Genomic DNA, 12,248 nt, shown 5'->3' with positions numbered 1-12,248 from the left:
TATGAAAATGTCTGATTTGAATATCAGGCACTTATATGAATGAAATTAAATTAATTCCGGTTTACCGGACAACAATGATTTAAATATATAATCATTAAAAATCATCGGAATAATATATAATTCTTTATCTTATTAATATTTGGGCATTTCTAATCATTATTTGCATCTCTCTTTTAATTATTAGATATCTACATTTACTAATTAGATGTCTACATTTAGAATGTAGATTACATTATTTATATTTTAGATATAGACATTTATACATATGCTAATATCATATTAATATTATATATTACTTTCTTACCATCTTCTTAAATCAATGTTTATAAAAAAGGCCATCGCTCATGCGACAGCCTTTATAACATTATCTTTTAAAATTACTTATTCAACAATGGTCATTTCATCTAATAAATAACCTGCACCAGCCATTTTATCAACAATAAATAATACGTAGCGCATGTCTAATGAGATGTTACGGCACTGTTCAGGGTTAAACATCAAATCACTCATTACACCTTCCCAGGCGCGGTCAAAATTAATACCAATCAGGTGACCTTCGGCATTAAGTACAGGACTTCCCGAGTTACCTCCAGTTGTGTGGTTGGTAGCCACAAAACATACCGGCACGGTTCCGTCAACTTCGTAGCGGCCATAGTCTTTATTCTCATAAAGCTCTTTTAGCTTAGCCGGCACACGATAGTCGTAAATATCCGGATTATCTTTTTCCATGATGCCTTCAAGTGTGGTGAAGTGTTTATAATAAACAGCATCACGAGCTGTGTAGCCTTTTACTTGTCCGTATGATACACGCAAAGTAAAGTTCGCATCCGGATAAAATACCTTATCTGACTCAAACTTCATTTGGGCCGCCATGTAGGCCTTGTTTAACTCAGCTAAGTTTGTTCTATACTTTTTTATTTGTGGATAAACCTTGTCGTCATACACCTCAACAAAGCTCTTATTAAGTACAAAGGCAGGGTCTTTCTCCAGCTTCTTGATTGATTTAACTGAGAAGTCGCTGATGAAAGCTAACACGGCTTCTTTGTCGTCAAAAATTGATTTGGCATACAAATAATCAACATACTTGCTGATATTACCTTTGTACTTACCATTGATTAATGCGTATACATCAGGCTGGAAGGCCGCATCAATATTTGTGGCATACATACCAAGCAACTTGGCTGAAAGTTCCTTATCCAATGGCTTGTAGTAATCTTTGAAAAACAGCTCTACCCGCTCGTTCATCTTCTGCTTCACTTTACTTGCCGCCTCTTCATTCAGCTCCTCAGCTTCGTATAAAGCTTTAAGAGCTTCCATTTGGCTAGCCAAATAAGCTATTTCCATTCCGTTTGAACGAATCATTTCACGATAATACCCATAAGTCAGGTTATAGTTGGTATAATCTTTATAAACGGTTTTATATTTACTCAACAGCTCGGCATACTCAGGCGCCTGAGCATTGGCCCACTTGGTAAAGTCAGCTTCAAACTGCTGCTTTTTATTAATGGCATCCAATATTTCCAAACCGCGATTTTCTCCAATCCAACGCTTCCAACTGTTTGAGATACGTGCATTTTTGGCCGCATATTTAATACGCACAGCAGGATCTGCTTCCTGATAGCGATTCATAATTGCCAGTTTCTCGGTGCGTACATCAATCAGCTTTGGATTAACCGTTTCTGTCAGCATCTCTAAATGGTACGATGGCACATACTGGTAGGTGCTTCCCGGATAACCAAATACCATGGTAAAATCACCTTCATTAACGCCTTTTAGCGAAACCGAAAAATGCTCAGCTGGCTTATACGGTACATTATCCTTCGAATATTCAGCTGGCTTATTATCCTTATCGGCATAGATACGAAACATAGAGAAGTCGCCCGTATGACGTGGCCACATCCAGTTATCAGTGTCGCCACCAAACTTACCAATAGCAGATGGAGGAGCACCTACCAAACGTACATCTTTAAATATTTCATTGACAAATAAGAAATACTGGTTGCCATGGAAAAATGGCTTTAGTACAGCTTCATAATGTGTATCTTTAATCGCTTCCTTTTTAATGGCTGCTATATTTTCGTTGATAAGCTTGGTACGCTCTTCAGCTTTCATATCGTCACTAGTACCCTCTAGCACACGTTCGGTCACATCTTCCATGCGCTTAAGAAAGGTTACTGTTAAACCCGGATTAACCAATTCCTCTTCGGAAGACATTGCCCAAAAGCCATCGGTCAGATAATCGTTCTCAACCGAGCTATGGTATTGAATTTGTCCGTATCCACAATGGTGGTTAGTAACAATCAGTCCTTTATCGGAAATTAATTCGCCTGTACAGCCGCGACCAAAAATAACAACCGCATCTTTCAAACAAGCTTCATTTACACTATAAACATCTTCGGCAGTGAGCTTAAAGCCCATCTTTTGCATTTGCTCAATGTTGTATTTTTTCAACAACATTGGAATCCACATTCCCTCGTCAGCTTTTGCCATTGTTTGCAGAAACAATGCAACTACCAACGTTAATAATATCTTCCTCATCATTTTTTTGTTGTTATAATTGGATTTAAAAATTTCGTAACTCAGTATACAAACGTTGTACCGGAAGTCCAACAACATTAAAGTAAGAACCTTCAATACGCTCAATGCCTATCATACCAATCCATTCCTGAATACCGTAGGCTCCGGCTTTATCAAAAGGCTTATAATGGTCAATGTAAAAATCGATTTCATCAGCCGATAATTCTTTAAAAAACACTTTGGAAGAAACGGTGAAAGTCTTCTGTTTTTCAGAAGTTGTTAGAGCCACACCTGTAATTACTTCATGTTCTTTGCCTGATAACATTTGAAGCATTGCAACTGCTTCTTCCCTATCGGAAGGCTTGCCAAGTATGTGATGATCGCAGCATACAATGGTATCGGCCGTAATCACCAAAATATCATCCAACGCACAATCATCTTTATAAGGTCTGGCTTTTTGCTGAGCTAGAAAAACAGGTACTTCTTCTGCCGGCATGTCATCCGGAAACAGCTCTTTAACTTCTTCTTTTATCAATATATCAAACGGTATTTGTAATTGTGACAACAACTCTTTACGACGTGGCGATTGCGATGCCAATATTACCTTATGCTTTACCATTTTTCTTTTCTAACTTATCCATGAATAAAAAAGGAAACGCAAATATAAAACATTTACTTTCCGATGTATATTGATTAAGTGTGTAAGAAGCCAGATGTGTTTTAAAACATCTGACCCGCCAACAGGATAAATAGTACGCCCATCAGAATGATAATTTTGCTAATGCCACTTACCTTGTGGAAGTCCGCAATCGTTTTAGCTTTCATCCATTTAATCATTAATGCCACGTGTGGTAATGTCAGGCCAATCAACAAATACGGGATAGCATATGGTATTGTTTGAAATTCATCAACATAGAAATAAATACCCCAGATGGCCAAAACAGAAACAAGCTCTAGTATTAATACAAATGATTTAGCAAGTGTTATACCCAAAGCAATGGGTAATGTTTTACAGCCAACAGCCTTATCACCTTTGATATCTTCTGTATCTTTTATTATTTCTCGTATAAAATTAGACAGGAAGGCAAATATGGCAAATCCGGTTGTCCAGAACCAGGCTGTTGAGCATGCTTCGGTACGGATGATAGATGCACCATGCACTTTGGTGAGCATGGCAAACTCAACAGAAACAACTAACAATACAACAATACCTGTTAAGAAGGAGATAACCAGATTACCAATTACAATGTGGCGTTTGAATGTAGTACTATAATACCAAAGCAACATTGGCACCGCAATATACATAAGTGCGTATATTTCTTTACGTGCCACATAAGCGATAAATAGTCCTAATAGAATGCCAGCCATGGTTAACAGCACATGCAAGAACAATGCTGTGCGGCGGGCAATGAATCGCCCAACTAAAACTTTATTGGGTTTATTGATACGGTCAATTCGAATATCGAAATAATCATTAATTACATATCCTGAAGCAGCCAACAACAGTGTAGATGCCACCACCATCGCAAAACGCAAGTGAGACAATACCGGACTTACGCTATAGTGTTCAAGTATAGGTAATATAAGGCCATAACGCAATGCATACTGCATTCCACCAATCATTAACAAATTTTTGTAACGAATAAGTTTTAAGTAATTCATTGCTCCTAGTCCTTTGTTGTTTGTATTACCAAATATAATCTAATGCCCATTTTCCATGAGCACGCAATACCTGTTCCATGACATCGCGCACAGCTCCTTCTCCCCCCTTACGGTCTGATATATATTTACACAGAGATTTAATTTCTTCAACAGCATCTGCCGGACAAACTGGAATACCTACCCGTTTCATAACAGGATAATCAGGTAAATCATCACCCATGTACATCACTTCTTCGGCTTTAATACCCGTTTCTTTCATCCACTCCTCAAAACAAGGCCATTTCTCTGAAATACCAAGATAGACATGCTGTACGCCAAGGCCTTCATATCGCTTTTTAACGGCCGCTGTATTTCCACCTGAAATAATCGCCACCGGATAACCTAGTTTAACTGCCAGTTGCAGTGCAAAACCATCTTTAATATTGGCCATTCGCATTGGTTCACCCGATGGGTGCATAGGTATCATTTGCTGCGATAAAACGCCATCTACATCGAAGACAAATGCCTTCACTTTCATTAAATCCTCTTTGAAATTACTCATTGCCTCATTTTACATTTAACGCGAAGATAGCAAAAAGGCCCTTCATCATAATAATGGAAAGTTTTCTTTATCACTTTGGCTATTGATTTATGTGTGGTCTAGAATAATCCGCCATTGTCCTTCAATCTTTTTCCAAATCAATGAGAAGTTACCCTGGACGTTACCCATTTTACGTTCCAGGTGAAAATTACCAACTACCAAAATGCAGGCTTCACTCAATTGGTTAAAATGCGTAAACTGATAAGTCAATGTACCGCGATGATCAGCCGTTGGATATCCTTTTTTATAATTATCCAGTGTTGATTGCCAACCCTTAGTAAGATTATTAAGCCCCATGAAAGTCAGTGAATCAGATTGCCAATACACCTGCATATAGCCTTTAAAATCGCCATTATCCCAACACCGCCTGGAAGCTTCCATTTGAGTAAGGATATCGTTTTTAGCTACTACATCAACTTTAATAATCCCTTCAGAAGATTTGAGCTTATTAGAGCATGCTACCAATACTATGCTCATTGCCATTAAGGTAAATAACATTTTCATGTACTAAAACTAAGCAATAAATCATTTACTTAAAATTGAAAACCTAATAAATCAAACCATTGTCAATTAATCACATCTTCAACACTCTCATTGTAAAGTTCAACAATAAGGTAGTTTTGATTTACCAACTAAAACACAACTTGAGTTAAACTCCTAATGGTCTCAATCTATTCGACTCAAATCACTATTACTTTTTTTATTATTTTCACCAACCAATAAAGCTCCACAAAACCATGAATGCACCTGATATATATAACACATTAGACAAACCATCGGAAGGCATATACAAAGAGAAAGGAAGCAAATTTATAACCTACGCCTACCCGGTTTATTCTGAGGAAGCAATAAAAGCGCACGTTGATGAATTAAAAAAACAATATTACGATGCTCGCCACCATTGCTTTGCGTGGCAACTAGGCACCGATGGGAAAAGATATAGAGCTAACGACGATGGTGAACCATCGGGCACTGCTGGCAAACCTATATTGGGTCAAATTCGCTCTTATGATATAACAAATGTACTTATCGTAGTCATACGCTATTTTGGAGGCACTAAACTTGGAACCAGCGGACTAATCCATGCGTATAAGGAAGCTGCAATTGACGCTATTAACAATGGCACTATCGTAGAAAAAACAATTAATGACATTTATAGGGTTAACTTCGATTATGGTGTTATGAATGACATTATGAAAATCATGAAAGAAGAAAACCCAAATATTCATAAGCAAGATTTTAACTTGCGCTGCTCCATTGAATGGGGATGCCGTCAATCGAATGTTGAAAAAATTAAAAACAGACTCGAAAAAGTTGAATCAACAGAAGTTGAATTTTTACAAACCCAGTGAAGAATCTAAACATGAGTAAATTTGACATTGTCATTGCCGGCGATTGCAACATCGATTTAATATTCAATGAATTTCACAAACTCCCAGACTTTGGGACAGAAGTACTGGCTAATCAGTTTGAGATTACTTTGGGCAGTTCGGCTGGAATCGTGGCAGCTCACATGGCAAGTCTTGGGGCTAAAGTAGCTTATGTAGCAGCTATTGGCAACGATAATTTTGGACAGATTTTTAAATCAACAATCGAATCTCATGGCGTTTGTACAGATTATATGATTGAGAAAGATGATTTAAAAACCGGGGTAACCGTTGTAATGGCGCAAAAGGAGGAGCGTGCCAACATAACCCACAGTGGAGCTATGGCATCCCTTACACATGATGACTTACCCTGGGAACTAATAAAAACCACTCCTTTCTTTCACCTGTCAAACCCCTATGTACTACCTAACTATAGAGACTCATTACCTAAACTCTATAAAAGGATAAAGTCATATGGTGTAAGAACTTCGCTTGACCCTCAATGGGATGTTGATGAAAAGTGGGATACAGACCTGAAATTATTATTGCCGTATTTAGATTACTTCTTACCTAATGAAAATGAACTTGAACTTCTTCTCTCGGGCAATAACATTAACATTAATAACTTAAAACAATTTATCTCGAATGCCATCATTTGCACTTGTGGTAATAAAGGCTCTAAATATATTACAAAGCACAATACAGAAGAGTTTGCAAGCTATTTAAATGAAAAACCTGTGGACTGCATTGGTGCAGGAGATGCCTTTACAGCTGCTTTTTTAACTGCCTTAACTGAAAACAAAAATATAAACGACGCTATTGCCATGGCAGGCAAAAATGGTGCGCTATCGACAACTGTAGCTGGTGGTCAGGTTCCATACGTAAGTCGTTCTGACTTTGAAGAACGACTATTTAAGTTTACTCATAACCAATAACAACTACTCGCCCATAAATATATAACGACCTTATGATATATCTTAAGCTTTTTCTGGCCGCATTTTTAGTTCTTAGCGTTTGTATTTTTCTTCTCTTGTTTTTCACATCACTCATTGAACAAAGAATCAAGGTTGTTGCTAAATCATTAGTATTGATTCCTGCCATTGTTTGTTTAAGTGCTCTTTTACTATTACCAGCCAATTTTAACTGGATATTAATCATTATCGATATCCTATTACTATTAACCACCACATACATCTTTCTGCCCAAGTTTTTATTCCCGACAATCGAGGAAGATAAAGCTACCGGGAACATTGACGAACGTACTATTATGTTTGCTCGAAAAGAGTTAAAACCTGGCTCAGAACGTTTTAATGAATATTACAAAGAATACCCAAGCCATAAAGATAACGACGACAAGTTCAGAAGCATGGCCGGTTTACTCGGTGAGCAATCAAAATTTTACAATTCCTTATCATACAATGCTGCCGATGCCATCTTCTCAATCGTCGATGGCTTGCACCCATTTGTAAATGGAGAAGTGAAAGATAAGCCAGTCGACATTAATCCCAAACAGTTCAGTCAATTCATCAAGCATTGGTCAAAAAAATCTGGCGTCGCCTCTATTGCTTTTACTAAAATGAAAAATTACCACTGGTATTCGGTTGGTGGAAGAGGTGAACGATACAATCGCCCTATCGAACAAGAACACAAGATAGGCATTGCCTTTACGGTTGAAATGGATCATGAAATGGTGGCCTCGGCCCCTAAAGGTTCAATCATAATGGAATCTGCCACACAGTATCTAAAAGCTGGGATTATTGCGACTCAACTGGCACAGTTTATCAGAAACTGTGGCTTCGACGCACGAGCACATATTGATGGAAATTATGAAGTAGTGGCGCCATTGGTTGCCAGAGATGCCAATTTAGGAGAAATAGGTCGAATGGGCTTATTAATGACACCTGAATTTGGACCTAGGGTGCGAGTGGGAGTTATTACCACGAATATGCCTTTACTTGTTGAAGAGCGCCAATATGACAATAGCTACGAAGATTTTTGCGAAAAATGTTTAAAATGCGCCGTTAATTGTCCGGCTTCAGCTATACCTGATTCAGACAAGAAAATCATCAACAATGTTAACAGGTGGCAAATTAACTCAGAAAAGTGCTTCAACTATTGGTGCATGGCTGGCACTGACTGTGGCCGTTGCATGAGTACATGTCCTTATTCGCACCCCAATAATTTAATGCACAATATTATAAGATGGAGTATCCGTCAATTCCCTAATTTCAGATACTGGGCCGTTAAGATGGATGATTTTTTTTATGGACGAAAAACTGCTCCAGCAAAGCTTCCTAATTGGATCGAAACTACTAGTTAATTTCTCTTTCCTTAATCTTTTGAGCCGGATTACCTCTGTAAATCCCATATCTGTCAAGTGATTTAGAAGCTACGCTATTAACAGATAAAACTGAATGACTATGACATGTAACGCCTCCTGTTACAATACTTCTAGCACCTAACCATACGCCATCTTCGATAATAACCGGTTCAACCATTAAATCAAATGTGGGCTGTTTATAATTATGGTTTCCAATTAAAATAAATGACTCTTGCGACAAGCAACAGTTTTTCCCAATAGTAACTTTCTCTAAATTATCAATCCACACGCGCTCTCCAATCCAGGTATAATCTCCTACTACAAGTTTCCAAGGATACTTAACATTAACACCAGGTTTAACAACTACTCCTCTACCTATTTTAGCACCAAATAAACGCAATACAAACACTTTTAACCCCGACAACGGATTAAGTGGATTAATGAGAAACAATGCATTTATAATAAACCAAATGGTTCTTTTAAAATACCCGGCTCCTTCATCAAACCAGCTATTGTCGTATATAGTTAAATCTGTTTTTGTCATATCAGAAACTGCAATATTTGCTACCCGAAAGTAACATCTTTATATGTTCCACACAAATGGCAGCTATTAGGATTAGCTCAAGAGAAATTAGAGACTAAATACACTATTAATCTCGTGATATAAATCAAGTATTAACATATCAATGAAAACAGGCCAACAACAGACATTGTCAGCAACAAATAAAAAAAGCTTCATCATAATAATATGATGAAGCTTTCACTGGCGGAGAGAGAGGGATTCGAACCCCCGGTACCTCGCGGTACAACGGTTTTCAAGACCGCCGCATTCGACCACTCTGCCATCTCTCCAATAATAATTATCGCATTTCTTTCAATGCGGGTGCAAATATAGACATTTTCACTTACGAACCAATCTATTTAATAGAAAAAAATAAGCTCTGCCTCATATTTATATTTATTGAAAATAATAAGTCTTCTATAGGCTGATTTTTATTAGACTTTTTTGGCTGAACATTTGGTAAACATTGGAAATACTATATATTTGTAGAGGAAAGTTTAAGAATTAAATTAGTATAACCCTAAAATTAAGGAGTATTATGAACAAGGCTCAATTAATTGATGCAATTGCTGGCGAAGCAGAATTAACAAAAGCTGACGCAAAAAAAGCTTTAGACGCATTTATTAAAGTAACTGGTGGAGCATTAAAAGACGGTGGTCGTGTTGCATTAGTAGGTTTTGGTTCTTTTGGTGTTTCTGAAAGAAGTGCTCGTACCGGTAGAAACCCACAAACCGGTAAGGAGATTGAAATTCCTGCTAAGAAAGTTGTTAAATTTAAAGCTGGTAGCGAACTAAGTGACGCTATTAACTAAGTGAAACAACCGTAAAATATTAAGAGAGTGCATTAGCACTCTCTTTTTTTTTCTACTTTCGACACTTTATTTATCTAAAAACAAAATGATTACTCAACTTATTAGCTTTTTAGAACAATTCTCAGCTGATGGAAGAAGATTGCAGTTTTTAGACGTTGCAAAGCAACGTACCCGTTACTTAACAATCGTTTTGGAAGATATCTATCAAACCCAAAATGCAAGTGCGGTTCTTCGTTCATGTGATTGCTTTGGAGTACAGGATGTGCATATAATAGAGAATCGAAATTCGTTTAATATTAACCCACAAGTTGTAATCGGAGCAACCAAATGGCTTCACCTCCATCGGTATAATGAAGAAAAAAATAATACTCGACAAGCCCTTCGCAAATTAAAAGATGATGGATACCGCATCGTTGCAACTTCCCCTCATCATAATGATGTCGATTTAGAAGCATTAAATCTGCATAACGGAAAATTGGCTGTTGTTTTTGGCAATGAACGGGATGGCATTTCAGAGATTGTAAAAGAAGAAGCTGATGAATTTATGAAGATTCCAATGTTTGGCTTCTCCGAAAGTTTAAATATATCTGTTTGCACAGCCATATCAATTCAACACATTACATCTCAATTAAGAAACAGTGAAATAAGTTGGCAGCTACCAAATAATCAGCTCAATGAGCTATATTTAGAATGGCTCAAAAAGTCGATTAAAAAAAGTGGCCTCCTGATAGAAGAATTTAATAAAAGAAACAATACCAATTTTTAAGTGTTAATTTTTCTACGGGATACAACTATTAATGGCGATATTTTTTTATTTTTGAAGAAAATCAGATTCTATGAATTGCATTATTATTGATGATGACAAACTCTCAACAAAGATTATTCAAGAATTTGTTGAGAAAACGGACGACTTGAATCTGGCGGGAAATTTTGATAGTGCTGTAAGTGCGATTAATTACCTGTCCAAACCTGATATAGAAACTATCGACCTCATTTTTTTAGACATTGAGATGCCTGAGATGAGTGGTATTGATTTTTTGAAATCTCTCGATGAGCTTCCCCAGGTTATTGTTTATTCTTCGGAAGAAAAGTATGCGATTGATTCGTACGAATATAATGTAACTGATTACCTTCTTAAGCCGGTACAGTACGGTCGCTTTATTAAAGCTGTAAAAAGAGCTCGAGAGCGATTTGAAGAAAAGGAATCAATCACTCGTGAAACCAATGAGATATTTGTTAAAAATAATAGCTCACTTGTTCGCGTTAAGTACGATGATATTTTATGGATTGAAGCACTTGAAAATTATGTGGTTCTCAATACATTCAAAGATAAGTTCACCATCCACTTTACAATGAAGGCCATTTCTGAAAAAATGCCGCCAGAACGTTATGTGAGAGTGCATCGCTCGTTTATTGTAAACATTAACAAAATTAAAGTGATTGAAGACAATTCAGTTATTATTAACTACGAAGGTGGATCTAAGATTATTCCAATAGGAAAATCATACAAAGACAAATTGATGGATGATATCAACTTAATAACCAGATAAAAAAAAGAGACCGTTTATTAAAACGGTCTTTTTTATCTGAATAAACTCTTTAATCATCATCATCTCGTATTTCCATCTCTGTAACATTACTAACTTCGTTATTATAATAGTAGATGATTACATCGGCTGTATCTCGCAAGAAGTTAACCTTACCGACCTCTGCCCTATGAATGTTTAATCCTGTTCGTTCCTTTAGGTCACTAATCATACTGTCGTAATTATCAGGTGTTATTAATTCAATCTTCTCATAAACAACCAGCTTGCTTGACTCATGCTTAAGTAACCAAACACGCTCAAGAGCAAATGTTACTCCAATAACTAATAAATTTGTGATAACTAACTCAGCTGTACTCACATTCTCACCACTCAAAGCATTAATTACCGATACTCCGATGGTAATAAAAAGATAGGTCATTTCTTTAATAGGAATTTGAGTGGTACGATACCGTATAATTCCAAAAATGGCAAATAAACCAAGTGCAAAGCCTAACTGGAGATTAACACTCTCAAGTAGAATACACAATAAAAAAACGATTGTACTAATAAGTAGGAAAGTAAATAGATAGTCTTTTCGTCGAGCTTTTTGATAATATAAAACACGCACTAAAACAAGTGCTACAGCAAGGTTAAAGGCGAATCTGATTAACAAATGTATAAGGCCATCAGCATCGAGCACATTTTCGTTTAACAAACTTAAATCCATGTATATTTAGGTTGAATAGTTAACAATTTTATAACTAAAGGCTAATCTAATGATTATTTACATTAATAGTATGTCGTAAAAATAAATTCATTCACAAAGAATCACTAGCCTCCGAAAGTCGGAATTTTAAATAGCCCTCAGAATCCTATATTTTTGTTTCGACAAAAAAACTTAAA

13 protein-coding genes and 1 tRNA gene are annotated in these 12,248 nt (G+C 36.7%); 6 read left to right on the top strand and 8 right to left on the bottom strand.

The features are described 5' to 3' along the window. Nucleotides 1-381: 381 nt before the first annotated feature. The 5 genes from JIV24_RS21275 to JIV24_RS21255 form a co-directional block, all read right to left on the bottom strand. Nucleotides 382-2,541 (bottom strand): S46 family peptidase, encoded by a 2,160-nt coding sequence (locus tag JIV24_RS21275; RefSeq protein ID WP_234445915.1) that lies wholly within the window; start codon nucleotides 2,539-2,541, stop codon nucleotides 382-384. 22 nt (nucleotides 2,542-2,563) lie between these two features. Beyond that, complete coding sequence (locus tag JIV24_RS21270) at nucleotides 2,564-3,136, bottom strand: Maf family nucleotide pyrophosphatase (protein ID WP_200467103.1); 573 nt, start codon at nucleotides 3,134-3,136, stop codon at nucleotides 2,564-2,566. 101 nt (nucleotides 3,137-3,237) lie between these two features. Beyond that, entirely contained in the window at nucleotides 3,238-4,179 is a 942-nt protein-coding gene (locus JIV24_RS21265) for a geranylgeranylglycerol-phosphate geranylgeranyltransferase (protein ID WP_200467102.1), read from the bottom strand. A 25-nt stretch (nucleotides 4,180-4,204) separates the two neighbouring features. Continuing rightward, nucleotides 4,205-4,720 carry a KdsC family phosphatase gene (locus JIV24_RS21260; protein ID WP_200467101.1) on the bottom strand — a complete coding sequence of 172 codons (516 nt, stop codon included), beginning with the start codon at nucleotides 4,718-4,720 and terminating at the stop codon, nucleotides 4,205-4,207. Between the two features lie 87 nt (nucleotides 4,721-4,807). Next, a complete protein-coding gene (locus tag JIV24_RS21255; RefSeq protein WP_234445914.1) occupies nucleotides 4,808-5,236 on the bottom strand; it encodes a YybH family protein in 429 nt (142 codons plus the stop codon). A gap of 260 nt (nucleotides 5,237-5,496) precedes the next feature. Between JIV24_RS21255 and JIV24_RS21250 the strand changes: the two genes are divergently transcribed. The 3 genes from JIV24_RS21250 to JIV24_RS21240 are packed head-to-tail and all read left to right on the top strand — an operon-like array spanning nucleotide 5,497 to nucleotide 8,446. Continuing rightward, a complete protein-coding gene (locus JIV24_RS21250) occupies nucleotides 5,497-6,111 on the top strand; it encodes an IMPACT family protein (protein WP_200467099.1) in 615 nt (204 codons plus the stop codon). 11 nt (nucleotides 6,112-6,122) lie between these two features. Further along, nucleotides 6,123-7,061: a carbohydrate kinase family protein gene (locus tag JIV24_RS21245; RefSeq protein ID WP_200467098.1), complete on the top strand. Its 939-nt coding sequence runs from the start codon at nucleotides 6,123-6,125 to the stop codon at nucleotides 7,059-7,061. Nucleotides 7,062-7,093: 32 nt separating this feature from the next. Further along, nucleotides 7,094-8,446: a reductive dehalogenase domain-containing protein gene (locus JIV24_RS21240; RefSeq protein WP_200467097.1), complete on the top strand. Its 1,353-nt coding sequence runs from the start codon at nucleotides 7,094-7,096 to the stop codon at nucleotides 8,444-8,446. On the opposite strand, the gene JIV24_RS21235 is transcribed toward JIV24_RS21240, so the two are convergent. Both JIV24_RS21235 and JIV24_RS21230 read right to left on the bottom strand, forming a co-directional pair. Continuing rightward, entirely contained in the window at nucleotides 8,439-8,990 is a 552-nt protein-coding gene (locus tag JIV24_RS21235) for a WcaF family extracellular polysaccharide biosynthesis acetyltransferase (RefSeq protein ID WP_200467096.1), read from the bottom strand. The genes JIV24_RS21240 and JIV24_RS21235 overlap by 8 nt on opposite strands. A gap of 220 nt (nucleotides 8,991-9,210) precedes the next feature. Next, nucleotides 9,211-9,298, bottom strand: a tRNA-Ser gene (locus tag JIV24_RS21230). A 248-nt stretch (nucleotides 9,299-9,546) separates the two neighbouring features. On the opposite strand from JIV24_RS21230, the gene JIV24_RS21225 reads away from it, so the two are divergent. The 3 genes from JIV24_RS21225 (at nucleotide 9,547) to JIV24_RS21215 (ending at nucleotide 11,369) form a co-directional block, all read left to right on the top strand. After that, complete coding sequence (locus JIV24_RS21225; protein ID WP_200467095.1) at nucleotides 9,547-9,819, top strand: HU family DNA-binding protein; 273 nt, start codon at nucleotides 9,547-9,549, stop codon at nucleotides 9,817-9,819. Between the two features lie 85 nt (nucleotides 9,820-9,904). Next, nucleotides 9,905-10,585 (top strand): TrmH family RNA methyltransferase, encoded by a 681-nt coding sequence (locus JIV24_RS21220; protein ID WP_200467094.1) that lies wholly within the window; start codon nucleotides 9,905-9,907, stop codon nucleotides 10,583-10,585. A gap of 70 nt (nucleotides 10,586-10,655) precedes the next feature. Continuing rightward, on the top strand, nucleotides 10,656-11,369 hold the full coding sequence (locus tag JIV24_RS21215) for a LytR/AlgR family response regulator transcription factor (protein WP_200467093.1): 714 nt from the start codon (nucleotides 10,656-10,658) through the stop codon (nucleotides 11,367-11,369). Between the two features lie 49 nt (nucleotides 11,370-11,418). Here the strand turns inward: JIV24_RS21215 and JIV24_RS21210 are convergent, their stop codons facing one another. After that, on the bottom strand, nucleotides 11,419-12,072 hold the full coding sequence (locus JIV24_RS21210) for a DUF4956 domain-containing protein (RefSeq protein WP_200467092.1): 654 nt from the start codon (nucleotides 12,070-12,072) through the stop codon (nucleotides 11,419-11,421). Between the last annotated feature and the right edge of the window lie 176 nt (nucleotides 12,073-12,248).

The sequence above is a fragment of the Carboxylicivirga marina genome, from assembly GCF_016612505.1.
GTDB lineage: Bacteria > Bacteroidota > Bacteroidia > Bacteroidales > Marinilabiliaceae > Carboxylicivirga > Carboxylicivirga marina.
Note: the sequence above shows the minus strand (reverse complement) of the source record. Positions and strands in the feature narration are given on the sequence as shown.

Bases quoted from the DNA above. Each gene is read 5' to 3' on its own strand.
- JIV24_RS21225 (WP_200467095.1), top strand. From the start codon at position 9,547: ATGAACAAGGCTCAATTAATTGATGCAATTGCTGGCGAAGCAGAATTA.
- JIV24_RS21235 (WP_200467096.1), bottom strand. From the start codon at position 8,990: ATGACAAAAACAGATTTAACTATATACGACAATAGCTGGTTTGATGAA.
- JIV24_RS21250 (WP_200467099.1), top strand. From the start codon at position 5,497: ATGAATGCACCTGATATATATAACACATTAGACAAACCATCGGAAGGC.
- JIV24_RS21265 (WP_200467102.1), bottom strand. From the start codon at position 4,179: ATGAATTACTTAAAACTTATTCGTTACAAAAATTTGTTAATGATTGGT.
- JIV24_RS21260 (WP_200467101.1), bottom strand. From the start codon at position 4,720: ATGAGTAATTTCAAAGAGGATTTAATGAAAGTGAAGGCATTTGTCTTC.
- JIV24_RS21215 (WP_200467093.1), top strand. From the start codon at position 10,656: ATGAATTGCATTATTATTGATGATGACAAACTCTCAACAAAGATTATT.
- JIV24_RS21245 (WP_200467098.1), top strand. From the start codon at position 6,123: ATGAGTAAATTTGACATTGTCATTGCCGGCGATTGCAACATCGATTTA.
- JIV24_RS21275 (WP_234445915.1), bottom strand. From the start codon at position 2,541: ATGATGAGGAAGATATTATTAACGTTGGTAGTTGCATTGTTTCTGCAA.
- JIV24_RS21220 (WP_200467094.1), top strand. From the start codon at position 9,905: ATGATTACTCAACTTATTAGCTTTTTAGAACAATTCTCAGCTGATGGA.
- JIV24_RS21240 (WP_200467097.1), top strand. From the start codon at position 7,094: ATGATATATCTTAAGCTTTTTCTGGCCGCATTTTTAGTTCTTAGCGTT.
- JIV24_RS21210 (WP_200467092.1), bottom strand. From the start codon at position 12,072: ATGGATTTAAGTTTGTTAAACGAAAATGTGCTCGATGCTGATGGCCTT.
- JIV24_RS21255 (WP_234445914.1), bottom strand. From the start codon at position 5,236: ATGAGCATAGTATTGGTAGCATGCTCTAATAAGCTCAAATCTTCTGAA.
- JIV24_RS21270 (WP_200467103.1), bottom strand. From the start codon at position 3,136: ATGGTAAAGCATAAGGTAATATTGGCATCGCAATCGCCACGTCGTAAA.